The organism is Streptomyces sp. NPDC002564 (assembly GCF_042889645.1).
Classification (GTDB): Bacteria; Actinomycetota; Actinomycetes; order Streptomycetales; family Streptomycetaceae; genus Streptomyces.
On the sequence record NZ_JBIARE010000005.1, the window covers coordinates 276,060 to 301,957 of the forward strand.

Genomic DNA, 25,898 nt, shown 5'->3' on the forward strand with positions numbered 1-25,898 from the left:
ATGCGTCCTTATGCGATGAGGGATTCGAAGCCGTGCCGCGCGGGGCGGCCGGCGGACTGGACACCCGGACAGCCGACGGTGAGGTCGGTGGATCCGGGCTTGAGCCACGGGCAGAACCGGCACTTGGCCTGCTCGCTCGCGGGGATCTGGTCCCACCAGGTGTGGGAGTAATCGGTGGCGGCGGCCTCGGGGCTCTCGAGGCGGGCGCGGATGGAGTCGAGGCGGGCGAGCGCGTCGAGGGCCACCTGCCGGTCGTAGGGTTCGGTCCACACGTGGACGCGCAGCTCGTGGTAGCGGGCCACGAAGCAGATCGCGACGCGCTGCGGTTGCTCGCCTGCGTTCTCCTGGCCGAGCCCGTAGAGGTGGGCCTGCGCGCGGTACTGCGGGCCCGGGCCCTTGCGCCGGTACTCGTCGAGGGTGGTGTGGCCGACCAACTTCCAGTCCCACACGGTGCCGGTGGCCCGGTCGTACAGGTCGGATGATCCGGCGACGACGAGCGCGGCGAGCTGGTGGGGGCGGACGGTGACGCGCTCCTCGACCTTGTACCGCGGCCGCCCGTCGGGCAGGTCACCCTGCCGGGCCGTGAACGTCTCTTCCATCCACGTGTGGAAGCCGGTCCCGATCACGGAGGCGATGGGGTCGCCGTCGGCGCGGGCGGTCGGCCAGTCGAGGAGCTTGTAGGCCAGGCGCCGGTCGCAGGGATCTCCGACCTCGGAGGGGCCGATGCGCTTCTGTAGGGACCGGGGCGAGTTGGTGGCGGCGTGCACGATGAGGTCGGCGATGCGGCGCGCGAGCGTCTGGCCGGTCTCGTCGCTGCCGCTGGTCTTCGCCACGGTGGTTCCCTTTCGTCGGTGCGGTGGTGAGCAGGTGGTCCGCCCGCCGCCGCGGGCATCAGCGGCGGCGGGCGGTGGTGCGGGGGCTACTCGCGGCGGCGGAGCATCCAGCGCTCGCGCTCGCTGAGCCCGCCCCAGATGCCGGTGAGGTGAGTGCGGGCGAGGGCGTAGTCGAGGCAGTTGGCGCGGACCGGGCAGGTGGCGCAGATCTGCTTGGCCGCGCGGGAGGACTGGCCGATCTCGGGGAACCAGAGCTCGGGGTCGGTCTGTGCGCAGAGCGCGTCGACCTCCCAGCCGGGCGCAGGCGCGTCCGCCGGGGCCGGGGGCGGGGCGGGGACGGTGATCGTCATGCCGTGCCCTCCCGGGTGGTGGGGATGGCGCGGATGTCGGCGAGTGCCTTGCCGATGGCGCGGCACCGGCCGGGGCAGTACCAGCGGGGCGGCTCGGAGGAGCCGCGCACGCTGACGGTGACCATGTGCGGGGCGGGCCGCGGCTTGGTCGCCTCGGTGCCGCAGCCGTCGACCGTGCACAGCGCGACGACCGGGGAGTTCTGCGTGCTCAGAGTGATCTCGCGGGTGGTGCGGCCCTCGTTCCAGCCGAGCTTGCTGGTGGAGGCCGGGGGGCGGGGTGCGTTGTTGTCGGTGCGCTTGGCTTCGATGCAGGGCAGGCAGGCGGGTTCGTGGCGGCGGTTGTGCTGGCGCCAGCCGCGTACCGTGCCGTGCTCGATGGGCTCCTGCGCGCGGGCTCGGCTGCTCATCCGTCGACCTCCTCGGAGGCGATCTCCGGCCGAGCCTCGCCCGGTTGCTTGCGTGCGCGGCGGCGGGCGGAGTGCCAGGCGGTGCGGTAGCGGTCGGCGGTGCGCAGGGCGGCGAGCTTGCCCGTGTGCTGGCGCTCGCCCGCGTTGCGCAGATGCTCGTTCTCCCGCTGCAGCTGCTCGAACCGGTTGGCCTTGGCCGGGGACATGAGGAGGCCGGCGGAGTCGAGGGCGTCGGCGATGCCCGCCGCGGTGCGGTTCTGGGTGAGGGCGGCGAGGATGACCCCGGCGGCGGTGTGCACGGTGACGGCGCTCACGCGGTCACTGCCGGGGCGACGATCGTGCGCTCGGCCACAGCGTCCTCGGGCGTCAGCGCCACGCCGAACCCCGCGACGTGCACCTTGACGCCGCTGAAGCGGGTGTCCGCGGCGAGCCACGCGTAGGAGACGGTCGCGTGCAGGCTCACCATGTCCGGCGAGATCTGCAGGGCCTCGCGCCAGGCCTCGAACTCCTGGGGCGTGCTCAGCTGCAGGTCGAGACGGGCGGGGGTCGAGCGGAAGGGGGTGTGGACCGTGATGTGGGCGTCCGGCAGGGACGCGAACGTCTGGATCATGGCGGCGAGTGCCGTCACGGCCTGCTGCTGCTCGCTGATCGGGCGGGGCGCCTTGGTGGCCAGTTGGGTAGTGTCGGTCACGGTGACCTCGTTTCCTGTGGTGTTGGGGTTGCCGGTCGTGGTCGCTCGGGCCTGCCAGTCGGAGCGGCCATCGGCGTTTGTGGGGTGGGATAGATCAGGCGGAAGCGGCGAGCCGACGGCGCCTCGGCCGCGACTTGCCCGTGCGCGGGTCGCCCGCCGAGCGGGCCTCGTGGATACCGGTGCGCTGCACGCGGTCCGTCACGATTCGCCCGCGCTCGCCGTTCCGGCCGCACAGCTCCGGCCGCGCAAGCAGGAAGCGCCGCAGCCACGAGACGCTGCAGTTCAGGACGTAGGCACTCTCCTGAACCGTCATGTATTCCTGCTCGGGGTCCGCGGGGGCGACGGGGAGCCCGTACTTCTCATAGGCCCTGGTGGCCATCGCTATGTCCCTTCTCGGGGTACCGCCTCGGTGGTGTGAGGAGCGAGGCGTTCATCGGTGGTGGCGAGGGCCGCGCGGAGAGCGACGTACGACGGAGGACTCATGCGTCTGCGGGTGCCGTTTTCGAGATGGCAGACGTAGCGGCGGCTGATTCCCGCCGCTGTCGCCAGCTGTGCGCGCGTCATCCCCGACTGCATGCGCTCCGTGCGGATCGCGTCCCCGTCGACCTCGTAGGTCAGGGGTTGGTGCATACCGAGAAGTTAGCCTTAGTTAGCCCTGGTTGGCTAGCCCTAGTTAGCCTAAAAATCGTCAGAGATCGGCCGCGAGCTAGCCTTAGTTAGCCTGACCTGGGGTTTTGGGCTCTAAGATTCAGCCGAACTGCGGGGTGGACCTAGCTGGCCCTAGCTGGCCCTGCCAAGATGTCGACATGGCACCTCGCGATCTCCGCCGCCTCGCCGCCCGCGTACGGGCGCATCGGCAGGAGCTGTACCCCTCACGCCTCGCGGCGGCGACGGCGGCCGGCATCTCCAAGGACACCTGGCAGCGAGTCGAAGAGGGAGAGCCGGTACGGGGCACGACCTACGCCAAGGTCGACAGCGCCCTGCAGTGGGCGACCGGCAGTTCCGTCGCCGTCACCGAGGGCGGTGAGCCCGTCCTTGTCGACGATGCCGGGGGCGCCAGAGTGTCCATGTCCGGCAAGGGCCCCCTGGATGCTGACGTGCTGCGGCAGGCGGCCTTCGATGCCGCCCGTGCGACGTTGCCCACGGCGAGCATCGGAGATCTCGACGCGTTCACTGATGAGTTGGTCGAGGTGCTGCGTCGCTCCGGTGACGTGGCCGAATAAGGAGGGAAAAGTCCGCCGGTCGTACAACCTTTCGGCCGTTATCTGATCGTAACCGTAGAAGGTGACGAAACCTCACCACCCCCCTGACGACCACCCGTTCGGCGTGTAACTCTGACGAACACCCACCCGGGGAGGTCCTTTCGGAAGCATCAGGGGGACCGGTGAGTAATGTCATCAGCCTCGATCTTGGGCCGTCGTCCAGTTTCCTTGGATACGCGACCCATGTAGCAGGCGAGACGGTGTGTGTCCTGTCGTCCCGAGTAGCCCGTGACGGCGCGCTTCAGGAGCGCGTCCAGCGGTACATGAAGGCGCAGGGCCGCGACTGCCCGTCCTGCCGCGGATGCCCGGTCGGGCAGCGGCGGTAGGCCGCCAGCCGCCGCGGAGGGATCGACGGTAGGGGTACCCGTCATCCTCCCGCGACAGCTCACCTACACCATCCGGGGGGATGGAAGATGCCCAGCGTGGAGAGGCGCGGAAACAACATCCGCGTGAAGTGGTGGGGCGGCGAGTATGTGCTCGACGCCGACGGCAACCCCACCAAGAAGAAGCGATACGAGAGCGCCTCCGGGCCCGAGCCCGGCGTCCCCTTCAAGGATGACGACGAGGCATACGCCTACGGCCTCGATCGCGAGTCGGACGTGCGCAACAACCGCCACCGTCGGCGGAACACGGACCGCACCAGGATGAGCGAATTCTGCGACGTCTGGTCGGCGAGCCTGGACCTCAGGGCCCGGTCAAACAAGACGTACGGATCACGAATCAATGCAGTGATCAAGCCGTACTGGCGGCACTACTTCGTCGACGAGATCACGCCGATCGACTACGCGGCGTTCGACAAGTTCGTGACAGAGAAGTACTCCGTCAGCTACCGCAAAGGCGTCCTGGCGGTATTCAAAATGCTCATGGACGACGCCATCGTGAAGTACCGCCTGCGCGAGGACACTCCGATCGTTGAGCAGCGGAAGCGCGGGAAGTACCAGAAGGCTCAGGTCCGCCGGAAGAAGCGCAACCTTCCCATCGAGGCCATTCACCAGCTCGCCGTCAACGCCCACACGCTGTGGGGCTACAGCGGATGGGCGTACATCTGGACCATCGCGTTCACCTGTATGCGGCCGCCCGGCGAGACGTTCGGACTGCAGCGCGGCTACTGCTCCCCGAACTGGCCGGAGTCGGAACCCGACGAGGAACTGCGCGAGGAATCCCTCGACCGCTACCGGGACTTGCCCGCAATTCGCGTCCAGTACCAGACCTATGTCGCCGACGGCCGGCATGTTCTCGCGGCCCCGAAGTACGACAGCTGGAGAACGACGGTGATCCCGCCTTTCTTGGATGAGATGCACCGCGCCGTGCTCGCCTCCCATCGAAGCCCGTGGCTCTTCGTGTCGATGACGGGCAAGCCGATGCTGGTCACCAACTTCAAGGCGGACTACTGGTACCCGATGCGGGACGGCGCCCGCGAGCGCCCGCGGCGGCCCCGGTACGAGCGGTGGCAGCGCCCCGAGATCCCGCCCGTGCCCGACATGGCCGGCGAAGACATCTACCGTCTGCGGCACTGGGCGAAGGCGAAGCTGGACGAGCCGGGGGACATCCCCAAGGTTGCGATCGAGGGCCGCATGGGCCACGAACTGCCCGGGATGGAGGGAACGTACAGTGAGGTGACTCTGGCGATGGAGAAGCGGATCGTGGAGTACCTGCAGTCCGTTTGGGAGAAAGAGGTAGTGGGGGCGGGGCTGTGGATGCCACCGTTTCCCATCCCTACCCCAGATGATCTACTGAATGAGGCTCCGCCGCTGTTCAGCAGCCTCCCGGTCCTGGAGAATCTATGATCGTCTGGATCAACGGCGCGTTCGGTGCGGGAAAGACCAGCGCCGCACGGGAACTGATCGAGCTGATCCCGAACAGCACACTCTTCGACCCCGAGGTCATCGGCGGCACACTGCCCCATCTGCTGCCGCCCAAGCGCCTCGACGAGGTGAGCGACCATCAGGACCTGCCGATCTGGCGCCGCCTCGTCATCGACGCCGCGGCCGCGCTGCACACCGAGGTCGGCGGCACCCTCGTGGTGCCGATGACACTGCTGCGCCAGGAGTACCGCGACGAGATCTTCGGCAGCCTCGCCGCCCGCAGAATCCCCGTGCGCCACGTCCTGCTCGACCCGGGCGAAACGATCCTGCGCGAGCGAATAACCGGCCGGCCCCCGCTGCCGGACCCGCCCGACGCGGGCCCGCGCACCCAGCAGTGGGCGCTCGACCACATCGAGCCCTACCGCGCCGCCCGCGCCGGCTGGCTCGACGCCGACGCCCACCGCATCGACACCAGCGCGCTCACCCCGTACGAGACCGCCGAGCGTCTCGCCGAAGCCGTGCGCAGCGATGCCGCGCGCGTCAGCGACATCGTGCAGACGCCCGAACCCACCGCGGAGACCCTCGCCGCCGGCGTCCTCCTCTTCGACGAGCAGGACCGGGTGCTGCTCGTCGACCCCACGTACAAGGCGGGCTGGGAGTTCCCCGGCGGCGTCGTCGAACCCGGCGAGGCGCCCGCCCGGGCGGGGGTGCGCGAGGTGGCCGAGGAGACCGGCATCCAACTCGCCGATCTGCCCGGCCTGTTGGTCGCCGACTGGGAGCCGCCCAACCCGCCCGGGTACGGCGGCATGCGGTTCCTCTTCGACGGCGGGCGCCTGGACAGCGGCGCGGTCCGCATGCTGCTGCCCGGACCCGAACTGCGCGGCTGGCGGTTCGTCACCGAACAGGAGGCCGCCGACCTGCTGCCCTCCGTGCGCTACGAGAGACTCCGCTGGGCGCTGCGCGCACGCGAACGCGGCGCCGTGCTCTACCTGGAGGCGGGCGTACCGCTCGGCGGCTGACCCCCGCACCGTGACCTCGTGCCGCGCGCTCCGGCGGCGGACACCGCACGCGCAGGAGCCCCGCCCCGGGGGCGGGGCTCCTGGGCCGTCGGCGGGCAGCCGCCGGGCGGGTCAGTTCGCGGCGTACTTCTGCAGGAACAGCGCCTCGGCCACCGAGAGCCGCTCCAGCTCCTCGGGCGACACGCTCTCGTTGACCGCGTGGATCTGCGCCTCCGGCTCGCTCAGGCCGATCAGCAGGATCTCCGCGCGCGGGTAGAGCGTCGACAGGGTGTTGCACAGCGGGATCGAGCCGCCCTGGCCCGCGTACTGCATCTCCTCGCCCGGGTAGGCCTCGCTCATCGCCTCGGCCATCGCCGCGTAGGCCGGGCTCGACGTGTCCGCGCGGAACGGCTGCCCCTGCCCGATCTGCTCCGTACGCACCCGCGCGCCCCACGGGGTGTGCGCCTCCAGGTGTGCCTGCAGCAGCTTCGTCGCCTCGGCCGCGTCCACGCCCGGCGGCACCCGCAGGCTGATCAGCGCCCGCGCGCCCGCCTGCACCGACGGCGTCGCGCCGACCACCGGCGGGCAGTCGATGCCGAGGACCGTGACGGCGGGCCGCGCCCAGATGCGGTCGGCGACCGTGCCCTCACCGATCAGCCGCGCCCCGTCGAGCACCTTGGCGTCCTTGCGGAAGGCGTCCTCCTCGTACTGCAGGCCGTCCCAGACGGCGTCGCTCGTCAGACCGTCGACCGTGGTCGAGCCGTCCTCGGCGCGCAGTGAGTCCAGGACCCGCACCAGCGCGGCGAGCGCGTCCGGGGCGGCGCCGCCGAACTGCCCGGAGTGCAAGTTCCCTTCGAGGGTGTCGATGCTGAGGCGGACGAGCGTCATGCCGCGCAGCGTCGAGGTCACCGTCGGCAGGCCGACCCGGAAGTTGCCCGCGTCACCGATGACGATCGTGTCCGCCGTCAGCAGCTCGGGGTGCTCCTCCGCGTACCGCTCCAGGCCGCCCGTGCCCTGCTCCTCGGAGCCCTCCGCGATCACCTTCACGTTCACCGGGACGCCGCCGTCGGCCTTCAGGGCGCGCAGCGCGAGCAGGTGCATGATCACGCCGCCCTTGCAGTCGGCGCTGCCCCGGCCGTACCAGCGCCCGTCGCGCTCGGTCAGCTCGAACGGGGGCGTGGCCCACGCGGCCTCGTCGAGCGGCGGCTGCACGTCGTAGTGCGCGTAGAGCAGGACGGTCGGCGCGCCCTCGGGGCCCGGCAGGAAGCCGTACACCGACTGCGTGCCGTCCGGGGTGTCGAGCAGCGCGACGTCCTGGAAACCCTCGGCGCGCAGGGAGTCCGCCACCCAGTTGGCGGCGGCCTCGCTCTCGCTCTTCGGGAACTGGTCGAAGTCCGCCACCGACTTGAAGGCCACCAGTTCGGTGAGCTCCGCCTTCGCCTTCGGCATCAGTGAGGCGACGGTCTCGGCGATCGGATTCCGCGACATGGGCACGCTCCTCGTGGGTGCGACGTTGTACGTGTGAGTACATGTGATCCTCCCACAGGAGGCAGCCGCGGGCCTCCGCCGTAGGATGCCTGGGGACAGCGCGGCCAACAGCGGGATCAGGAGCGGTAGACCAACGTGAGCAGCGAGAACTCAGCGGACGACACCCGGCACGTGTGGGACGTCGTCGTGGTCGGAGCCGGCCCCGCGGGGGCCTCGGCGGCCTATGCGGCAGCGGTCGCGGGACGCAGTGTGCTCCTCCTGGAGAAAGCCGACATCCCGCGTTACAAGACGTGCGGCGGCGGCATCATCGGCCCCTCGCGGGACTCCCTGCCGCCCGGCTTCGAGCTGCCCCTGCGGGACCGGGTGCACGCGGTGACCTTCTCCCTCGACGGCAAGTTCACCCGCACCCGCCGCTCCCGGCAGATGCTCTTCGGCCTCATCAACCGCCCCGAGTTCGACCAGCAGCTCGTGGAGCACGCGCAGAAGGCGGGCGCCGACCTGCGTACCGGCGCGACCGTCGTGCGCGTGGAGCAGCACGGCCCCGATGTGCCCGACCGGCGCACGGTCGCCGTGGTGCTGCAGGGCGGCGAGACGGTGCTGGCCCGCGCCGTGGTCGGCGCGGACGGCAGCGCCAGCCGCATAGGGGCGCATGTCGGCGTGAAGCTCGACCAGGTCGACCTCGGCCTGGAGGCCGAGATCCCGGTGCCCGAGACCGTCGCCGAGGACTGGGCGGGCCGGGTCCTGATCGACTGGGGTCCCATGCCGGGCAGTTACGGCTGGGTCTTCCCCAAGGGCGACACCCTCACCGTCGGCGTGATCTCCGCGCGCGGCGAAGGCGCGGCCACCAAGCGGTACTTGGAGGACTTCATCGCGCGCCTGGGGCTCGCCGGCTTCGAGCCGAGCATCTCCTCGGGTCACCTGACGCGCTGCCGCAGCGACGACTCGCCGCTCTCGCGCGGCCGGGTGCTGGTCTGCGGTGACGCCGCCGGGCTCCTGGAGCCGTGGACCCGCGAGGGCATCTCCTTCGCGCTGCGTTCGGGACGGCTCGCGGGGGAGTGGGCGGTGCGCGTCGCCGAGTCGCACGACGCGGTGGACGCCCGCCGCCAGGCCCTCAACTACGCCTTCGCCATCAAGGCGGGCCTGGGCGTGGAGATGAGCGTGGGGCGCAGCATGCTCCAGCTCTTCGAGCGCCGCCCCGGCACGCTGCACGCGGCACTCACGGGCTTCCGCCCCGCGTGGAACGCGTTCGCGAAGATCACCCGCGGTTCGTCGACGCTCGCGGACCTGGTCCGCAACCATCCGCTGGTGGGCCGCGCCTTGCAGGCACTGGACCGCTAGTCGTCGGCGGTCCGCCGCCGTGGCTCCCGGCGGTTCGCCGCCGGTTCGCCGGTCCTCGGGGGCCGGTCTCCTGTCCATGACGGGGGACCGGCCCCCGCTCACTTCCCCGTCCGCCGCTCGTGCACCGTGATGCGGAAGACGGGGTGGTCGGGCGCGGCCGCCGCGAGCTCCGCGTCGGAGGAGCTCGCGGTCACGCCCTGGAAGTACTGGTTGACCTCCCAGCCCCACTTCTCCAGGTAGCCGCGCAGCACCGGCAGCTTCTCGGCGTCGGGCACCTCCACGGCGGTGAACTCGCGCACCTTGCGCCCGATCCGCAGCTCCCCGCCGCCGGCCACCCGCATGTTCCGCACCCACTGCGAGTGCCCGCGCGCCGACACGAGGTACTGGACCCGACCCCGGTCCCCGTCGTGCGTGTAGGGGTTGACGGGGATCCGCTGCATCTGGCCGCTCTTGCGTCCCCGGACGGAGAGCTCGGCGCTGCCCATCAGGCTGACGCCGTGCCGTGCCAGCCAGCCGATCACGCCGTTCAGCCGGACGGTGAGGCGGCTGCCCTTCAGGTAGTAGGGGGAGGGGGTGGGGGAAGGGGACGAGGCGGCGGACGACGACGAAGACATGGGCCCTCCCGGGCTGAGGCCGGCGTGCTGCCGGGGTTGCGAGAGCACTGCTCTCTCTTGAGAGCAGTGTGCACGAGATCGGCGATCCAAAGCAAGAGCAGTGCTCTCGAATGTGTGCAGTGCTCCACTCGCGTGGCACACTGGCGGACATGAGCAGCACCAGTGCCACCCAGGGAGCGCGGGCCCGCGCCCGCGAGGAAGTCACCGCCGCGATCAAGGACGAGGCGCGCAGACAGCTCGCCGCCGACGGCGCCGCCAAGCTCTCGCTGCGCGCCGTCGCCCGCGAGCTCGGCATGGTCTCGTCCGCCCTCTACCGCTACTTCCCCAGCCGGGACGACCTGCTGACCGCGCTCATCATCGACGCCTACGACTCGCTGGGCGCCGCGGCCGAATCCGCCCACGCGGAGGTCGCCGGGCGGCCGCCCGTGCGGCGGTGGGTGACGGTCTGCGCGGCGGTGCGCTCCTGGGCGCTGGAGCATCCGCACGAGTACGCGCTCATCTACGGATCACCCGTGCCGGGCTACACCGCGCCCGAGTCGACCGTGCGCGCCGCCGCGCGCGTGGGGCTGCTGCTCATCGGCATCGTGCGCGACGCCCACCGGGGCCGGGGCGTCGCCGTCCAGCCGCTGCCGCCGACCCTGCGCACCGAGGGTGAGCGGCTGGCGGCGGATCTCGCGCCCGACCTGCCGCCTGCCGTGATCATGGCGCTGGTCGCGGCGTGGGCGCAGCTGTTCGGCCTGGTGGGCTTCGAGGTGTTCGGACAGTTCCACCGCATCGTCGAGGACCGGCCGGAGTTCTTCGTGCACGCGGCGACGCAACTGGCCCACGGCGTCGGGTTGTTGCCGCAGGACTGAGGGCGGGCGGCCCCCTCCGTGGCCGTGGCCCGCCCCCGGACCGGGCCTCCGTGGTGCCGCGCCCCGGACCGGGCCTCCGTGGTGCCGGACCGGGTCTCCGTGGTGTCGGACCAGGCCTCCGCGGTGCCGGACCAGGTCTCCCTAGTGCCGGAGGACCGGTCCGTCCCGTACTCCCCCGGGAGTACGGTCGATCACCACGCCTGTCGGACGCCCGGGTGCGCCCCCGCGGTCTAGCGTGGCCGTCATGGACGAGCAGCGCGAACGCGGGACCGGCGGCCCGCCCCCGGCCGGCACGGGCGGCCCGCCCCCGGCCGGCACGGGCGGCCCGCCCCCGGCGTGGGGCGGGCCGTCGATGTGGCGGCAGGGGCCGCCCTGGTGGAACTCCGGGGACGAGGGGCGGACCGGGCGCCGGCTGCCCTGGCTGACGACGTTCGTGCTCACCGTGTTCGTGCAGGCCGGCTCCGGTTTCGCCGGTCACGGCCAGCCCGGCCGCGAGGACCTGACGCCCCTGGCGAGGCTGCTGCTGTTCGCGACCACGGCGGTCCTCCTGCTGCGCCACCGCCACCCCGTGGCCGTCGTGTACGCCACCGCGGGGGCCACGCTCGTCTACCTCGGTGCCGGGTACCCGTACGGGCCGGTCTTCCTCGCGGTCGCCGTGAGCTGCTTCGCCGCCGTCGTCGCCGGGCACCGCCGCGCGGCGTGGGGCGCGGTGGGCGGGCTCTGGCTCGGGCACCTGCTCATCGCGCACTGGCTGTACCGCTGGCTGCCGCCGGGCGGCGACGGTGCCCGCCCCTGGGCCGAGGAGGGCGTGGTCGCCGTCTGGGTCGTCGCGATCGTCGCGGTCTCCGAACTCGCCCGCGTACGCCGGGAACAGTGGGCCAAGGAGCGGGCCGAGCGCGCGCAGGCCGCACGGCGGCGCGCCGACGAGGAGCGGCTGCGGATGGCACGGGAGCTGCACGACGTCCTCGCGCACAGCATCTCCGTCATCAACGTGCAGGCCGGTGTCGGACTCGCCCTGCTTGACTCCGACCCCGAACAGGCCCGCACCGCGCTGACCACCATCAAGGCCGCGAGCAAGGAGGCGCTGGGGGAGGTGCGCCAGGTGCTCGGCACGCTGCGGGCGCCCGGTGACGCGCCCCGCGCCCCCGCGCCGGGCCTGGACCGGCTGCCCGAACTGGTCGAACAGGCCGCGAGCGCCGGTCTGACCGTCGAGGTCACCACCGAGGGCGGGGGAGGGCGGCTGTCACCCGGAACGGATCTCGCCGCGTTCCGCATCGTCCAGGAGGCGCTGACGAACGTCGTACGTCACTCGGGCTCCCGGCACGCGCGCGTGCTGGTGCGGCACGAGAAGGCGGCGCTGACCCTGCGCGTCGACGACGACGGGCCCGCGACCGGCGCCGACGCGGGCGGCAGCGGCAACGGACTGGCCGGGATGCGGGAGCGCGCCGCCGCCCTGGATGGCACGATCGAGGCGGGCCCGGGGCCGGACGGCGGCTTCCGCGTCACCGCCGTGCTGCCGCTGCCCGCGGGCCGGGGCAGCCGGTCGCGCACCGCACCTGGGGAGGACCAGTGATCCGCGTACTGCTCGCCGACGACCAGTCGCTGGTCCGCGCAGGCTTCAAGGCGCTGCTGGACGCGCAGCCGGACATCGGGGTCGCGGGGGAGGCCGCGGACGGCGAGGAGGCGGTCCGGATGGTGCGTGAACTGCGCCCCGACGTGGTCCTGATGGATATCCGCATGCCGGTGCTCGACGGTCTTGCCGCCACCCGCAGGATCACCGGCGAGCCCGGTCTGGACGGCGTGAAGGTGGTCATGCTCACCACCTTCGAGCTCGACGAGTACGTCTTCGAGGCGATCCGCTCCGGGGCGTCGGGCTTCCTCGTCAAGGACACCGAGCCGGACGAACTGCTGCGCGCGGTCCGGGCGGTGGTCGAGGGCGACGCGCTGCTCTCGCCGGGCGTGACGCGACGGCTCATCGCCGAGTTCGCCGCCCGCTCCAAGGAGCCCGCGGCCGCCGGGTCGCTCACTGCGCTGACCGAGCGGGAGCGCGAGGTGATGGCCCTGGTCGGCATCGGCCTGTCGAACGAGGAGATCGCCCGCCGTCTCGTCGTCAGCCCGCTCACCGCCAAGACGCACGTCAGCCGGACCATGGTGAAGCTCGGCGCCCGCGACCGGGCCCAGCTCGTCGTCCTCGCCTACGAGTCGGGGCTCGTCCGGCCCGGCTGGCTGGGCTGATCCGCCGTGACCCACGCAAAGTAAATGCATGTGCATTTAATGACGATGCAACGAAAGGGGGGAATTCTGCTACCGTGCGCTCTTATGGCGGCGAAGACGGCCGAGCAGGGGCTCGTGGACCAATGGCGTGACATCCTCGCGGTGCATGCGCGCACTCTGTGCGAGCTCGACCGGGTGCTGCATCCGCACGGCCTGGGAGCGAGCGACTTCGAGGTGCTCGACGTGCTCGCCGAGGGGTCGTCGGACGACGGCGGCTGCACGTTCCGTGTGCAGGAGATCTCCGCGCAGGTCCACCTGAGTCAGAGCGCCCTCTCCCGCCTCATCGGGCGGCTGGAGAAGGACGGGCTCGTGGAGCGCGGCATGTGCAGCGAGGACCGGCGCGGCGTGCGGGTCTCCCTCACCGGCAAGGGGCGCGCGCTCCACGCCGAGGTACGACCCCTGCAGCGGGCGGTCCTCAAGGACATGCTCGACGGCCCGACGCGCTGAGCCGCCGCCCCGCGAACGCCGCACGCCCGCCCCGCACGACGGCGCACGGCGTCAGCCCATGACGATGGGGGACTTCTCCCGCCACAGCTCCGCGACCGACCGGTCGCCGGTCACCTCGGGGAACGGCAGCCGGTTCCACAGCGACAGATAGAGCGCCGCGGCCGGCCCCGCCACCTCGCAGTCGGCGGGAGCCGTCGCGCCGCGCTCGGTGGCCGGCGGCCCCTCGCCCAGCCGGACGGTCCAACTCGCCCCGTCCGGCACGTCCGTGGCCCGCACCCGCAGCACGCGCGGCACGCCGCTGCGCACCCGGCTGCGCTCGCGCGCGTGGAAACCGAGCAGCAATTCCTCGATGCCGTCCACGGCGAACGCGGTGCCGACCGGCGACGGAGCGCCCCCGCGGGCGGCCTCGGCGTCCACGCGGTGCACCGTCGTCTCGTTCGCCTGCCGCCGCGCCCAGAAGGCCAGGGGCGCGGGGGCGGGCAGGAACGCCCAGCACTCGACGTCGGGCGGCGCCGCGCCCAGCGTCGCCACGAGCGCGGCGTGCCCTTCGCGGAACCACTCGACCAGCGCGGCACCGTCCAGCTCGGGCGGCTCGCCGCCGAGCCGGTAGGAGGTGCGGCGCTCGGTGATGAACGCGGCGGCCCACCGGTGCACCATCCCGGTGTGCCGCAACAGGTCCCGCACCTGCCATTCGGGGCAGGTGGGGACCTTCGCGTCGGGTCCGGCCTCCGCCGCCGCCCGGGCCAGCAACCGGCCCTCCCGGTCCACGACTTGGATGTGCTCGGAAATCTCCATGCGGGAGATTGTGGCGGATGCGGGGCGGTCGAACCGGAACCTCCGGATGATCTCAGACCGTTTCCGTAGGCTCCGCCGACCGGGGCGCCCCCTCCTCCGTGGCGGCCTCGGCGGCCTCGGCGAGCGGGTCGCGCATCTGCGCGCTCACCTTCTCGAGGAGCACCGCGACGGCCACCGCCGAGACGACGAGCGCCCCGGCGCCGATGCGGAACGCCAGCGCGGAACCGTCGGTCTGCGCGACCGGCAGGGGCGTGCCGTCGGCCACGTGGTCGTCGACGTAGCGGAAGGCGAGCGGGACCAGGGTGGCGAGGCCCAGCGCCGCGCCGGTCTGCTGCATCGCCGTCTGCACGCCGGAGGCCAGCCCCGAGTCCTGGCCGGTGACCCCGTGCAGCGCCCCGTTGATCAGGGACGGGTAGGCGAGCCCGTTGAAGAAGCCGAACAGGATCAGGCCCGGCATGAACCCGCCGGTGAAGGAGGCGTCGGGCGCCAGTCCCTCGGCGGCGATCAGGAGCGCGGCGGCGCCGCCGAAGAAAGCGGTGGTCATCACGGCCTTCACCCCGATACGGGGCATCAGGACGGTCGACGCGCCCGCGCCCGCGAACGCCGTGACGGTCAGCGGTATGTAGGCGAGCCCCGTCTTCATCGGCGAGTAGTCGTGCACCAGTTGGACGTACAGCGTGAACAGGAACATGTACGTGAAGAAGGCCGCGAAGATCGCCACGCTCACCACGTTGGTCGTCACCCGGGTGCGGTTGGCGAAGAACCGCAGGGGGATCATCGGGTCCGGCGTGCGGGCCTCCCACAGGACCATGAAGACCAGCAGCGCGAGACCGCCCAGCAGGGGCAGCAGCACCCGCCCCGAGCCCCACGCGTGGTCGGCGGCCTGCAGCAGCCCGTACACGACCGCGACCAGGCCCCCGGTGGCGGTGACCGCGCCGACCGCGTCGAGCCGGCGGCCCGCGCGGGCCATGCGGCTCTCCGGCATCACCCGCGGCACCAGGACCAGCGCGACGACCGCGATGGGGATGTTGACGAAGAAGATCCAGCGCCAGCTCACCAGGTCGGTCACCATGCCGCCGACGACCGAGCCGACCGACCCGGCCACCGCCGACAGGCCGCCCCAGATGCCCAGCGCCTTCATCCGCTCCTTGCGGTCGGGGAACAGCACGGGGATCAGCCCGAGCGCGGCCGGACCGGCCAGCGCCTCACCCAGCCCCTGCACGAAACGGCTGCCGACCAGCATCCCGGCGGAGGCCGCGGCGCCGCACGCCGCGGACGCCACGCCGAACACCAGCACGCCGGCCATGAACATCCGGCGCCGCCCGAACAGGTCGGCCAGCCGCCCGCCCAGCAGCAGGAAGCCGCCGGCCACCAGCACATAGGCGTTGACCACCCAGGCGAGACCGCCGGGGGAGAAGTCCAGGCTGGACTGGATGTCGGGGAGCGCGACGTTCACCACGGTGATGTCCATGACGAGCATGAACTGCATCGCGGCGACGACGGTCAGCGCCAGCCACCGCCGGGGGTCGGCGGCGACGGGCGCGCCGTCGCCGCCCTCCCGCAATTCCTTGTGCACGGAACTCATGGCCTCGCGTCTCCTCTGTGTCTGCCGCGGCCGCTCACCGGGGTCCGCCGGGAAGCAGGTCGACCACGCCGGAGAAGCGGCGCGGGTCGAAGTAGTCGTGGTGGGCGCTGATCAGCCCGTCCCGGAACCGGAGGACGGCGATGTTTTCGTGGGTGCGGTCCGAGCCGTCCGGGAGCAGCGCGTGGACCGTGTACTGCACGCAGACCGCGTCGGAGTTGACCGCCGGGTGGACGCCGGTGAGTTCGGTGTCGAACTTCTCGTACGCGGACAGCAGCCGCTTGTACGCGGTCACGATCGCGGCCCTGCCCTCGACGAGGGAGGGGAACCCGTCCGGGGCGTAGGGCACCGTGAGCGTGCCGTCCTCGTGCCACAGCTCGCCCCACGCGTCGATGTCCTGGGCGCGCAGCAGCTCGAAGAACCGCTGGGCCGTGCCGATCCTTGCGGCGAAGACCCCCAGGAACGCGGCGGTGTCGACGTGTTCGGAGAACTCCGCGATACGGTCCTGCTCCAGCCGGAAGACCGACGCGCCGCGGTTGCGGTAGAGGCCGCCCGCGAGCAGCTCGACCTCCATCGTCCAGGTGGCCAGCACCTTGTGCGGATCGCCCATCGGCTCGGCGTCCCACGTCAGCCGCACCTCGCCGAACAGCGAGAGGAACCCGCCGAGTCCGGCCACGATGGTGTCGCGCCCGACGAACTGGCCGGGCACGCCGTCCGGGGTGACCGGCACCCGGTACACCGCGTCCGCCGTCCAAAGCCGCGCGAAGGCGTCGATGTCCTTGGCCCGCAGGGCACGGTAGAAGTTGTCGACGACGCGCACGGCGCGCCGGTTCCGCTCGCTCACGTTCGTGTTCACCGCGGCACCTTTCCGAGCACTTCCCGCTGCAGCGGGCCGAATTGGTAGTACGAGCCGACGTTGAACCACGTGTCGTCGGCCGACCATTTGACGATGGAGATGCTGAACCGCTCGCCGTCGTACGTGTACGGCGTGCCGGTCACGAACCGCACGATCTCCGGTTCGGTCCGGGCGGTGACGAGCGGCAGGTCCAGGGCGCGGGCGAAGCTGATCCGCTCGATCCGCGAGGACTCCCAGCCGAGGGTGACGTAGGTCCGGAAGGTCTTGCGGGCGGACTCCACGAGCTCGTCGTCCGGCGCCGGCAGGCCGAGGTCGGCGAGCAGCGCGGGGAGGGTCCGCGCCGCGAGGCCGTCGGGGCAGGCGAAGTACGGATTGACGGTCCGCTTGCGGTAGTCGACGGAGAGCATGGCGACGCGGTCCAGGCCGTGCCGGGCGAAGAGGTCGGCGTGGTCGGCCAGCGCGCGCGGCATGGAGGGCAGCGCGGCGAGTCGGGCCACGCTCTGCGGGTCGCGCGGGAAGTGCACGTAGATCTTGTTGAACCCGGCGATGACGCCGAAGTCGATGAGGTACTCGTCGACGGCGACGTGCCGGGCGAGTTCGGCGAGGAGGGTGCTGACGGGATGGCCGGTGCGCGGGACCAGCCCGTGCGCCAGCGCGTGGGCGTAGGGGTCGGTGACCGCCCGGGGCACCTGGATGGTCAGGTCGAGGTCCCCGGCGTGGCCCTCGCCGGCCGAGGCGCTGAAGATGACCCCGCCCTCGAACGGCTCGAACGCCTTGAGGACCGGCAGGACCGTGTCGGGCGGGCAGGGCAGGTTCAGCAGGCCGGCGGCTTCCTCGATGGCCGCGTGGACCGTGTGGACGTCGGCTGGTGCGGGCATGTGGGCTTCCTCTTCCCGGGAGGGACGTTGCCGTCGGGACGCAACGCCGATCGGCGTCTCGGACGGACGTGCCGTCCGACGACGGGGAGCCCCGGTGACCGTGGGCACGGTCACCGGGGCTCCGAGGGTGGTCGCTCAGCTCTGCGCGGCGGCCTTCGCGGACACCAGTTCGGCGGCCCGGGCGGCGGTGCCCGCGCCGGCGAGCTCCTCGCCGTCCACCTCGACGCCGTACTCCCGCGTGAGGATGACGGCGAGTTCGATCAGGACCAGGGAGTCCAGGTCCAGGAGGTGGAAGCCGGTGTCGGGGGCCGTGTCGGCCGGGATGTCGAAGTGGGTTCTGAGGATGTCGAGCACGGCTTCGGGCTCGAGGGTCGTTCGGCTCGTCATGGCGCTTCCTCTCCAGGGGAACGGCGACGGTCAGGCGAGGGTGATCCCCGGCCAGGTGAGTGCGGCCGAGCCCCATGCGAGCCCGGCCCCGAAGGCGGTCAGGAGCAGCCGGTCGCCGGGCCGGAGACGGCCCCGCTCGGTGGCGTCGGCCAGGGCCAGCGGGATGGAGGCCGCCGAGGTGTTGCCGACCCGGTCGACATGGCGGACCAGCCGCTCCTCGGGAAGGCCCAACTCCCCGGCCACGGCGTGCAGGATCCGCAGGTTCGCCTGGTGGCCCACCACGTGGTCGACCTCGTCGACGCTCCAGCCGACCTGGGCGAGCGCGGTCGTCGAGGACTGCGCCATGCGGCGCACCGCCTGCACGAAGACCTCCTTGCCGTGCATGAAGAGGTACTGCTCGTCCGGGTGCGGCGGACGGCCGGTGGAGCGGTGCCGGGAGCCGTTGCCCGGGATGCCGACGAGATCCTTGAGGGTGCCGTCGGAGCCCAGGTCCACCGTCAGCACCGCACCCGCCTCGTCGGTGGTGCCCCGGCGCAGCGTCACGGCGCCGGCGCCGTCGCCGAAGATCACCGCCGTGCCGCGGTCGGCCGGGTTGAGGAACGGGCGGAACGTCTCGGCGCCGATGACGAGGGCACGCTCGGCGTACCCGGCCACCAGGGCGGCGGACGCGGTGGCGAGCGCGTAGACGAACCCCGTGCAGCCGGCCCCCACGTCCAGGGCGGCGACCGTGCCGAGGCCGAGCCGGGCGGCCACGTCGGGGGCGACGGCGGGGCACTGCTGGTCGGGGGTCGTGGTGGCCACGACGACCAGCCCGATGCCGTCGGAGCCGTCGGAGCCCTCGGCCCCCGCCGACTTCAGTGCCCGGTGCCCCGCCTCGACGGCGAGGTCGCTGGTGGCGACGCCGGGTTCGGCCCAGTGCCGCTGCCGGATGCCGGTGCGCCGCACGATCCACGCGTCGCTGGTGTCCATGCGGCGGGACAACTCGTCGTTGGTCACCACGCGCGGCGGTACGTAGGCGCCGAGCCCGGTGAGGACAGCGGCGGGCGTGCTCATCGCCGCTCACCTCCCCGTCCCGCACCTTCCGGCGAGGGGTGGAGCAGATGGACGACGGATGCCCGGGCCCGCACCCCGTGCAGGGCGCCGGTCAGTTCGGCCGACCGCCAGGTACCGGCCGCGGACGGCAGCAGCCGCGCCTGTCCGAGCCCGGCCGTCACCTGGTCGTCGCCCCGGAAGGGAGCGCCCGCTCCGGCCGTGACGCGGGTGCGCCGCATCCACAGGTTGTTGCTGCCCGCCCGGTCGATGCCGTCCAGCGTGTAGAGCAGGACTTGGCCGAGCTGCATGGCGGCGACAAAGGCGTCGATCATGGTGGCCTGCGTGGCGTCCCGGGCGGCCTCCGCCCCGTCCGGGACCAGCGCCACCCGGGCGCTCGCCTGCAGGTTCTCCGTGCCCTCGCCCGTGACGCGCACCCCGGAGAGCAACTGCTGCCGGGCGCCGTGCGGCACGCCGAAGGGCCGGTCGTTCCAGGGGCCGGGCAGCTCCTCCGCCAGGTGGTACGCCTGGGCCGTGCCGGTCGGGCCGCGGCCGGGGTCGTGCACCGCGTGCACCCGGGCCGACAGCGAGCCGATCCGGCAGTCCAGGGTGGTCGACCAGGTCGCGCCACGCGTCTCGGCGGCGATGAGCCGGCCGCTCACCGGGAACTTCTCCAGACCCTCCTCGTCCGGGCTCGAACCGGCCTTCATGTCGACGGACCGCACCTCGAAGCGGGCGTCGGGGGCGAGTGCGTGGGTGTGCGCCGCGTACAGCCCGGTGAGCCGGGCGGCGAAGAGCATCACGTCGATGGAGCTGAGATGGGGCTTCTGCTGGTGGTCGCCCTTGCTGGACCAGCGTTCGGGCATCGCCAGGTGGGCGACGGCCTCGATGCCTGCGGTGCCTTCGGCACCGGGTGACACGGTGAGTTCGGTCAGTGAGTGTTCGACCCGTTTGAAACCCTCGCCGAGGAATCGGCTGTCGCGCGGGCCGAGGAAATCGTCGATGGACGCGAAATCCAGGGATGGCACAAGCGCTCCTGTTCTTAGGTGGCGGCCGGGTTCTCAGGTGGCGGCCAGGGCGGCGCGCCCCGCGAGGTGGATCGCCGTCATCCGCGTGACGCGCTCCCCGAGGTGCTCGGCGGTGGCGATGTCCGCCTTGTGCACGTCCTCCGCGGGCAGGTCGCCCATGAGGGTGCCGGCGGCGCCGTTGAAGTACCCGAGCCGGTTGAGGTCGTTCTCGCTCTCGTGGCTGAGGTGCCAGCCGGGGAGCAGGCCGAGGCTGACCCAGATCATGCCGTGCTGGGCGCCGAGGGTGGCGAAGTAGCCGAGGGTGTTGTCCTTGTCGCCCGCCTTGCAGGCGCCGATGGTGAATCCGGACCCCAGCTTGTCCTTCCAGGCCTGCCGGCCCCAGCGCTTGTTGGTGGTCTGGGCGAAGGAGTGGAACTGTCCCGACGCCGAGCCCATGTAGGTGGGCGACCCGAAGATGATGGCGTCGGCGGCGTCCAGCGCCTCCCACTTGGTGTCGTCCATGGCCTCGACGGTCACCATGGTCACCTCGGCGCCCGCGCTTTCGGCGCCGGCCCGGACGGACTGCGCGAGCACCTCGGTGTGGCCCCTGCCGGAGTGGTAGGCGATGGCGATGGTGGGCGGGTTTCCCATGAGTTGTTCTCCTCTCGGACGTGCGCGGTCGTGGGGGAGTGGCGGTGTGTGTGGGGGGTGGGGAAGGAGGGGAGGTTCAGGCGCTTGCCGGGATTCGCTCGTACTCCATGCGGAAGTCCTGGCGGCCGTACTCCTGGCGGGCCAGTTCGATGGCCTCCGCCGTGCTCATCACCGGGGTCCAGCCGAAGATCCCCGCGATGGTCTCCAGCCGCTCCGCCATGGAGCCGCTGACGACGTGGTACGGGATCCGGAGCTCGTCCAGCGTGGCGAGCAGCATCGTGTCGATGGTCGTGCGGAACTCGTTGTTCATCGGCCGGTGACCGTCCGACGCGATCGGCAGTTCGTGCCGCAGGTGGACGTAGGCGTCGTAGGTGGCCTTGACGTGCTGCTTGAAGGCCTGCCCGTACTGTTCGACGACCTTGCCGAAGAAGGCCATCTCCTGCGCGGAGACGACCGAGGGGCCGCTCGCGCCGTCGGCGGTGGCGTTGGGGTTCATGCCGTGCCGCAGCCGGCCCTCCCCGTACAGCCACTCCTGCAGCGAGGAACCGTCGGAGATGAAGTGGTCGCCGAGCAGGGCCTCCTGCACGGCGCGGCCGGTGTGGCGGCGCAGGGTGAGCTGGAGGAACTGCGGGGGCGTGACGTCCACGAGCTTCACGCCCGGCAGGGCCTCCGGCATGATCTCCCGGATGGTACGGGCGAGGGAGCGGGGGACGCCGGTGTAGTGCGACAGCGCCATCACCGTCGACGTCTTGCCCGAGGAGTAGGTCCCGGACACGGAAATCTTCATGGGTTCTCCAGCTCCGAGGCGGGGGCGCGGTCGCGCGGCACGCCTCATGGGGCGACGGCTCGCCGTGCGGGCGAGGGTCGCCGAGGACGGACGGAAGGGTTCCGGGCACGACCGGCCGCCGCACGACGTGTGCCGCGGTGGGCGGGCGGTGGCGGTGCGCGGGTGGTGGACGGCCGGGGGAACGGCACCCGGCCGGGTGGAGGGGTGGAGACGGCATCGGCCTGGCCGGCGTACTGCCGGGACGGCTCCACGATGTCTGGATGCGGTACTGGCGACCGTGCCACGTACCTGATACGGAGTGGCTCTTTCCGGTGCGAGCGGCGCTCGAATCTCCCCGTCGTGGAGCTGTTTTTGGACAGGGGAGGCGCGCAGAAATAGTGACACCGTCCCCGGCGCAGCGCCAAGGGGCCTCTTAAGTGACCTGGGTCACATCAACTCATGGTCCGTGCAAGGGAGTTGGGTCGCGCCGGTAGAGCGGATCGCGCCACTTGTGCGGCGCGGTCCGCGCGTCCCCGGGCCGGTGTGCGCGGGCCGCCGTCGCGGTCCGGGCCCGGTCTCAACCCGCCGTCGCGCGGCGGGTGACGAAGCCGATGGCCGCCGCGACCGCGGCGAGCAGGGCGACGCTCGTCAGCGCGGTCGGCAGGGAGTACCAGTCCGCCATGAACCCGATCAGGGGCGGCCCGACCAGCATGCCGCCGTAGCCGAGCGTCGAGGCGGCGGCCACTCCGCCCGGGCCCGCGAGCGCGCCCGCCCGCTCGACCGCCACCGGGAAGATGTTGGCGAGGCCGAGCCCGGTGATCGCGAACCCGGCGAGGGCGAGGCCCGTCGACGGGGCGAGCGCGCCCAGCAGCATCCCCGCGCAGGCCGTCAGGCCGCCGCCCACGACCGTACGGGTCCCGCCGAGCCGCTCCAGGAGCGTGGTGCCGGAGAGCCGGCCGATCGTCATGGCGAGGGCGAAACAGGAGTAGGCCGCGGCGGCGACACCCGGGTGCGCGTGCAAATCCTCCTCCAGGTGCAGCGGGCCCCAGTCCGCGATGGCGCCCTCGCCGTACGCGGTGCACAGCGCGATGAGCCCGAAGACCAGCACGAGCCCGCGGGTGCGGCGGTCCCTGCGGACCCCGCCGCCGCCACCGGACGCGGGGGTCTGGGCCGTCGGGGTGACGGGCGCCGCGCCGTCGGGGTGCAGTGCCGTCCCGTACCGCAGCAGGGAGGGGGCCGTCGCCGCGGTGACCGCCAGGCCGACGACCGTGATGCCGAGCAGGTGGCGGGTGGGGGAGAGGTGCCCCGCGACCAGGCCGCCGAGACCCGATCCGAGCATGCCGCCCAGGCTGAAGGCCGCGTGGAAGCTCGGCATCACCGGCCGCCGCAGCGCGCGTACGAGATCCACGGCGGCACTGTTCATCGCGACGTTGATGCCGCCGTACGCCGCACCGAAGAAGAGCAGGACGAACCCGAGCGCCGGGACCGAGCCCGTCAGCGGCGGCAGCGCCACGGTGAGCGGCAGCGCCACCGCGCAGGCCACCGTCGTCGGGATGCTCCCGTAGCGACGGCAAAGCCGGCCGGTGAGCGTCATCGTGACCACGGCCCCGGCGGAGACCGCGAGCAGTGCGAGCCCGAGCTCGCCGGCCGAGGCCCCGGTCTGCTCCTTGATGGCCGGGATGCGGACCACCCACCCGGCGAAGACGAAGCCGTCGAGGGCGAAGAAGACGGTCAGGGCCACGCGCAGACGGCGCAGGTGCGGTTCGGTGGGCCGCGGCGCTGCGGTCCCGATTTTGTTTAGTAGCGGCACAAAGTCAGAGTAGAGGCGGGAACGGGTGACGTTCAAGACGGGTGCGGGCGGCGCACCGGGCGGGCCGGCGGGGCCCGGGAAAGGAACGAGCCGATGACGGCCGAACGGCGGGGCCAGGTACGGATCATGGGAGACTCGCCCTCATGAACGGCAAGGCTGACCCCCGTGCCGAGGGGGAAGTGACCACGCGTACCCGCCTGGAGCGAGGGCGCGGCGCGCTGGGCCCCGCGCTCGAACTGGTCCACACCGGGCGCGCCCCCACCCGTGCCGTGCTCACCGCCGAGCTGGGCGTCACCCGCGCCACGGCGGGCGCCGTCGCCGCCGAGCTCGAGGCGCTCGGCCTGATCCGCATCGACGCCAGGCCCAGCGCGGCCGCCGGGTCGCAGGGCAGGCCCTCGCACCGGCTCGCCGTCGCCGAGGAGGGACCCGTCGCCCTCGCCGCGCAGGTGCACGCCGACGGGTTCCGGGCCGCGCTGGTCGGGCTCGGCGGCTCCCTCGTGGCGACCGCGCCGGGCTGTGAGGCCGTCGGCGCCGACCCGGCCGAGGTCATCGGGGCGGTCGTCGACGCGGGCGCGCGGCTGCTGCGCGAGACGGGCCGGCGCTGTGTGGGCGCGGGGCTCGCCGTGCCGTCCGCCGTCGCCGAGCCCGAGGGCACCGCGCTGAACCCGCTGCACCTGGCGTGGCCCGCGGGCGCGCGGGTGCGCGAGGTCTTCGCCGACCGGGTCCGGGAGGCGGGACTCACGGGACCGGCCTTCGCGGGCAACGACGTGAACCTGGCCGCACTCGCCGAGCACCGCCACGGCGCGGGCCGAGGGGCCCGGGACCTGCTGTGCGTGGCGACGGGGCACCGCGGCGTCGGCGGCGCCCTGGTCCTCGACGGCCGTCTGCACACCGGGAGTTCGGGTCTGGCCCTGGAGGTGGGCCACCTCACCGTGAACTCCGAGGGCCGCCCCTGCTACTGCGGCAGCCGGGGCTGCCTGGACGTCGAGACGGACCCGCTGGCCTTCCTGACCGCGGCGGGGCGCGAACCGGGGCCGGAGGGGCTGCTCGTGCAGGCCCGCGAGCTGCTGCGCGACCGGTACGACGACACGACCGTGCGCTCCGCCGCCGAGGCCCTGATCGACCGCCTGGGCCTCGGCCTCGCGGGCCTGGTCAACATCCTCAACCCCGACCGGATCATCCTCGGCGGGCTGCACCGCGCCCTCCTGGAGGCGGACCCGGAGCGGCTGCGGGCGGTCGTCGCGGACCGCAGTCTGTGGGGCCGCAGCGGCGGGGTGCCGATCCTGGCCTGCACGCTGGACCACAACAGCCTGGTGGGGGCCGCCGAGCTGGCCTGGCAGCCGGTGCTCGACGACCCCCTGGGGGCGCTGGGCTAGGTGGGGCTACGGCACGGGCTGGGGCGCCGTGGCCGCCTCGCCCGGTGCCGCCGCCGTGTCCGCCGTCCCGGCCGCTGCCGCGTCGGCTGTGCCGGGTGCCTCGGCCGCGGACCTTCGGCGCAGGACGTCCGGCAGCAGGGAGAACAGGCCGAGCAGGGCGAGTCCGGAGCCGATCCACAGGGGCGCCCGCAGGCCGAAGGCGTCGATGGCGGGCCCGCCGACGGACGTGGCGATGATGATGCCCAGGGTGATGAAGGACGAGTGGACGGTGTTCACCAGGGGCCGCGCGTTCCCGGCGCGCTGGACGCGGGTCACCAGGGCCGGGTTCATGGTGACGCCGACCAGTCCGATGCCGAGCATGAACACCACGGCGGGTACGGGCAGTTCGGCGAGGAGGGCGAAGCCGACGAGGAAGGCCAGGTTGAGCGCGAGGCCCGCCACCAGTACGGGGAGGGTGCGGCGGTCGGCCAGCCGGCCGACGACGGTGTTGCCGATGAGGGTGGCGGCGCCGTACGCGACGAGCAGCAGCGGGACGGTGCCCGTGGAGAAGCCCGTGAGGTCGGTGAGGATCGGGTTGAGGTAGCTGAACGCGGAGAAGGTCGCGCCGATCACGAAGGTGCTGGTGGTCAGGACGAGCCACAGACGGGGGCTGCGGAAGGCGCCGAGCTCCTCGCGGAGGCTGCCGTTCTCCTGGCTCTCGCCGTCCGCGCTCGGCACGCCGGCGAGCGTGGCCGCGGCGGCGAGCACGGTGAGCACGGTGATCGCCCAGAACGCGGCGCGCCAGCCCAGGTGTTCGCCGACGACCGTGGCGAAGGGCAGCCCGAGCAGGGTGCCCAGCATCAGGCCGTTGAGCGCCACCGCGACGGCCCGGCCGCGGACCTCGGGCCGGGTGATGCGCGAGGCCAGCGAGATGGAGACGCCGAAGAAGGCCTGAGAGGCGATGCCGGTGAGGACGCGGGCGACCAGCATGGTGCGGTAGTCGGGGGCGACGGCGGCGAGCACGTTGCCCGCGAGGAAGATCCCGAACAGTAGTATCAGGGCCGACTTCTGACGCATTTTCAGTACGGCGACGGTGAGGAAGGGGCCGCCGAGCGCCATCGCCGCGGCGAACGCGGTGATGAGATAGCCGATCTCGGGGATCGTGGCGTCCAGTCCTTCGGCCATCTGCGGCATCAGTCCTGCGACCACGAATTCGCTGGTGACCATGGCGAAGATGCCGAGGGCCAGCACGTATACGGCGCGGGGCATGGCGGAGTGCTCCTGTCGGGCGAGTGTTCTGGGCGGGTCAGCGGGGTGTTCTGGGCGGGTCAGCGGGGTGTTTCGGACGGGTCGGCGGAGTGCTTGGGATGAGTCGGCGGAGTATTTTGGATGGGTCAGTACAAAATGAGGGCAGGGGGAGG

29 protein-coding genes are annotated in these 25,898 nt (G+C 72.4%); 9 read left to right on the plus strand and 20 right to left on the minus strand.

Annotated elements, in window-relative coordinates; all coding sequences use genetic code 11:
* Positions 1-8 precede the first annotated feature (8 nt).
* The 7 genes from ACFYXE_RS20175 to ACFYXE_RS20205 form a co-directional block, all read right to left on the minus strand.
* Positions 9-833 carry a hypothetical protein gene (locus ACFYXE_RS20175; protein WP_389314154.1) on the minus strand — a complete coding sequence of 275 codons (825 nt, stop codon included), beginning with the start codon at positions 831-833 and terminating at the stop codon, positions 9-11.
* 86 nt (positions 834-919) lie between these two features.
* A complete protein-coding gene (locus ACFYXE_RS20180; RefSeq protein WP_389314155.1) occupies positions 920-1,183 on the minus strand; it encodes a WhiB family transcriptional regulator in 264 nt (87 codons plus the stop codon).
* Entirely contained in the window at positions 1,180-1,590 is a 411-nt protein-coding gene (locus ACFYXE_RS20185; RefSeq protein WP_389314157.1) for a hypothetical protein, read from the minus strand. Before ACFYXE_RS20185 ends, ACFYXE_RS20180 begins: the two co-directional genes overlap by 4 nt.
* Complete coding sequence (locus ACFYXE_RS20190) at positions 1,587-1,904, minus strand: hypothetical protein (RefSeq protein WP_389314159.1); 318 nt, start codon at positions 1,902-1,904, stop codon at positions 1,587-1,589. The genes ACFYXE_RS20185 and ACFYXE_RS20190 overlap by 4 nt, the downstream gene beginning before the upstream one ends.
* Complete coding sequence (locus ACFYXE_RS20195) at positions 1,901-2,281, minus strand: hypothetical protein (RefSeq protein ID WP_389314161.1); 381 nt, start codon at positions 2,279-2,281, stop codon at positions 1,901-1,903. Before ACFYXE_RS20195 ends, ACFYXE_RS20190 begins: the two co-directional genes overlap by 4 nt.
* A gap of 94 nt (positions 2,282-2,375) precedes the next feature.
* A complete protein-coding gene (locus tag ACFYXE_RS20200; protein WP_389314163.1) occupies positions 2,376-2,660 on the minus strand; it encodes a DNA-binding protein in 285 nt (94 codons plus the stop codon).
* Between the two features lie 2 nt (positions 2,661-2,662).
* A complete protein-coding gene (locus ACFYXE_RS20205) occupies positions 2,663-2,911 on the minus strand; it encodes a helix-turn-helix domain-containing protein (RefSeq protein WP_389314164.1) in 249 nt (82 codons plus the stop codon).
* Positions 2,912-3,087: 176 nt separating this feature from the next.
* Here ACFYXE_RS20205 and ACFYXE_RS20210 point away from each other — a divergent pair, with 176 nt between their 5' ends.
* The 3 genes from ACFYXE_RS20210 to ACFYXE_RS20220 all read left to right on the plus strand — a co-directional run bounded on the left by ACFYXE_RS20210 (position 3,088) and on the right by ACFYXE_RS20220 (position 6,367).
* Positions 3,088-3,504, plus strand: coding sequence for a helix-turn-helix domain-containing protein (locus ACFYXE_RS20210; RefSeq protein ID WP_389314166.1), 417 nt, complete (start codon positions 3,088-3,090; stop codon positions 3,502-3,504).
* A 452-nt stretch (positions 3,505-3,956) separates the two neighbouring features.
* Complete coding sequence (locus tag ACFYXE_RS20215) at positions 3,957-5,330, plus strand: integrase (RefSeq protein WP_389314168.1); 1,374 nt, start codon at positions 3,957-3,959, stop codon at positions 5,328-5,330.
* The gene (locus ACFYXE_RS20220; RefSeq protein WP_389314170.1) at positions 5,327-6,367 is read left to right on the plus strand and encodes an NUDIX domain-containing protein; all 1,041 of its coding nucleotides are present in this window, start codon (positions 5,327-5,329) and stop codon (positions 6,365-6,367) included. Before ACFYXE_RS20215 ends, ACFYXE_RS20220 begins: the two co-directional genes overlap by 4 nt.
* Positions 6,368-6,478: 111 nt before the next feature.
* On the opposite strand, the gene ACFYXE_RS20225 is transcribed toward ACFYXE_RS20220, so the two are convergent.
* The gene (locus ACFYXE_RS20225) at positions 6,479-7,834 is read right to left on the minus strand and encodes a dipeptidase (RefSeq protein WP_389314172.1); all 1,356 of its coding nucleotides are present in this window, start codon (positions 7,832-7,834) and stop codon (positions 6,479-6,481) included.
* Between the two features lie 135 nt (positions 7,835-7,969).
* Between ACFYXE_RS20225 and ACFYXE_RS20230 the strand changes: the two genes are divergently transcribed.
* Positions 7,970-9,172 carry a geranylgeranyl reductase family protein gene (locus tag ACFYXE_RS20230; protein WP_361172272.1) on the plus strand — a complete coding sequence of 401 codons (1,203 nt, stop codon included), beginning with the start codon at positions 7,970-7,972 and terminating at the stop codon, positions 9,170-9,172.
* Between the two features lie 98 nt (positions 9,173-9,270).
* Here the strand turns inward: ACFYXE_RS20230 and ACFYXE_RS20235 are convergent, their stop codons facing one another.
* Positions 9,271-9,786: a nitroreductase family deazaflavin-dependent oxidoreductase gene (locus tag ACFYXE_RS20235; protein WP_389314175.1), complete on the minus strand. Its 516-nt coding sequence runs from the start codon at positions 9,784-9,786 to the stop codon at positions 9,271-9,273.
* Between the two features lie 149 nt (positions 9,787-9,935).
* Between ACFYXE_RS20235 and ACFYXE_RS20240 the strand changes: the two genes are divergently transcribed.
* From ACFYXE_RS20240 to ACFYXE_RS20255, 4 genes are all read left to right on the plus strand, one after another.
* Entirely contained in the window at positions 9,936-10,640 is a 705-nt protein-coding gene (locus tag ACFYXE_RS20240; protein ID WP_389314177.1) for a TetR/AcrR family transcriptional regulator, read from the plus strand.
* A gap of 244 nt (positions 10,641-10,884) precedes the next feature.
* Positions 10,885-12,213, plus strand: a complete 1,329-nt coding sequence (locus ACFYXE_RS20245) for a sensor histidine kinase (protein ID WP_389314179.1) — start codon at positions 10,885-10,887, stop codon at positions 12,211-12,213.
* Positions 12,210-12,875 (plus strand): response regulator, encoded by a 666-nt coding sequence (locus tag ACFYXE_RS20250; protein WP_389314181.1) that lies wholly within the window; start codon positions 12,210-12,212, stop codon positions 12,873-12,875. The genes ACFYXE_RS20245 and ACFYXE_RS20250 overlap by 4 nt, the downstream gene beginning before the upstream one ends.
* 84 nt (positions 12,876-12,959) lie before the next feature.
* Positions 12,960-13,361, plus strand: coding sequence for a MarR family winged helix-turn-helix transcriptional regulator (locus ACFYXE_RS20255; protein WP_389314183.1), 402 nt, complete (start codon positions 12,960-12,962; stop codon positions 13,359-13,361).
* A 51-nt stretch (positions 13,362-13,412) separates the two neighbouring features.
* Here the strand turns inward: ACFYXE_RS20255 and ACFYXE_RS20260 are convergent, their stop codons facing one another.
* The 10 genes from ACFYXE_RS20260 to ACFYXE_RS20305 form a co-directional block, all read right to left on the minus strand.
* Entirely contained in the window at positions 13,413-14,156 is a 744-nt protein-coding gene (locus ACFYXE_RS20260) for a maleylpyruvate isomerase family mycothiol-dependent enzyme (RefSeq protein ID WP_389314185.1), read from the minus strand.
* A gap of 52 nt (positions 14,157-14,208) precedes the next feature.
* Positions 14,209-15,741: an MFS transporter gene (locus tag ACFYXE_RS20265; RefSeq protein WP_389314187.1), complete on the minus strand. Its 1,533-nt coding sequence runs from the start codon at positions 15,739-15,741 to the stop codon at positions 14,209-14,211.
* Positions 15,742-15,775: 34 nt separating this feature from the next.
* The gene (locus tag ACFYXE_RS20270) at positions 15,776-16,594 is read right to left on the minus strand and encodes a nuclear transport factor 2 family protein (RefSeq protein WP_389314189.1); all 819 of its coding nucleotides are present in this window, start codon (positions 16,592-16,594) and stop codon (positions 15,776-15,778) included.
* Positions 16,591-17,472 (minus strand): aromatic prenyltransferase, encoded by an 882-nt coding sequence (locus ACFYXE_RS20275; RefSeq protein WP_389314191.1) that lies wholly within the window; start codon positions 17,470-17,472, stop codon positions 16,591-16,593. The genes ACFYXE_RS20270 and ACFYXE_RS20275 overlap by 4 nt, the downstream gene beginning before the upstream one ends.
* Before the next feature lie 135 nt (positions 17,473-17,607).
* Entirely contained in the window at positions 17,608-17,859 is a 252-nt protein-coding gene (locus ACFYXE_RS20280; RefSeq protein WP_361172246.1) for an acyl carrier protein, read from the minus strand.
* A gap of 30 nt (positions 17,860-17,889) precedes the next feature.
* On the minus strand, positions 17,890-18,912 hold the full coding sequence (locus ACFYXE_RS20285; protein ID WP_389314193.1) for a beta-ketoacyl-ACP synthase III: 1,023 nt from the start codon (positions 18,910-18,912) through the stop codon (positions 17,890-17,892).
* Positions 18,909-19,916: an AvrD family protein gene (locus tag ACFYXE_RS20290; RefSeq protein ID WP_389314195.1), complete on the minus strand. Its 1,008-nt coding sequence runs from the start codon at positions 19,914-19,916 to the stop codon at positions 18,909-18,911. Before ACFYXE_RS20290 ends, ACFYXE_RS20285 begins: the two co-directional genes overlap by 4 nt.
* Positions 19,917-19,949: 33 nt before the next feature.
* Positions 19,950-20,546, minus strand: coding sequence for a flavodoxin family protein (locus tag ACFYXE_RS20295; protein WP_389314197.1), 597 nt, complete (start codon positions 20,544-20,546; stop codon positions 19,950-19,952).
* Positions 20,547-20,622: 76 nt separating this feature from the next.
* Positions 20,623-21,333, minus strand: coding sequence for an AAA family ATPase (locus ACFYXE_RS20300; protein ID WP_361172236.1), 711 nt, complete (start codon positions 21,331-21,333; stop codon positions 20,623-20,625).
* Between the two features lie 556 nt (positions 21,334-21,889).
* Positions 21,890-23,122: an MFS transporter gene (locus tag ACFYXE_RS20305; RefSeq protein WP_389314199.1), complete on the minus strand. Its 1,233-nt coding sequence runs from the start codon at positions 23,120-23,122 to the stop codon at positions 21,890-21,892.
* Between the two features lie 143 nt (positions 23,123-23,265).
* On the opposite strand from ACFYXE_RS20305, the gene ACFYXE_RS20310 reads away from it, so the two are divergent.
* The gene (locus ACFYXE_RS20310; RefSeq protein ID WP_389314201.1) at positions 23,266-24,498 is read left to right on the plus strand and encodes an ROK family protein; all 1,233 of its coding nucleotides are present in this window, start codon (positions 23,266-23,268) and stop codon (positions 24,496-24,498) included.
* Between the two features lie 6 nt (positions 24,499-24,504).
* On the opposite strand, the gene ACFYXE_RS20315 is transcribed toward ACFYXE_RS20310, so the two are convergent.
* Positions 24,505-25,746: an MFS transporter gene (locus ACFYXE_RS20315; RefSeq protein ID WP_389314202.1), complete on the minus strand. Its 1,242-nt coding sequence runs from the start codon at positions 25,744-25,746 to the stop codon at positions 24,505-24,507.
* Positions 25,747-25,898: the final 152 nt, after the last annotated feature.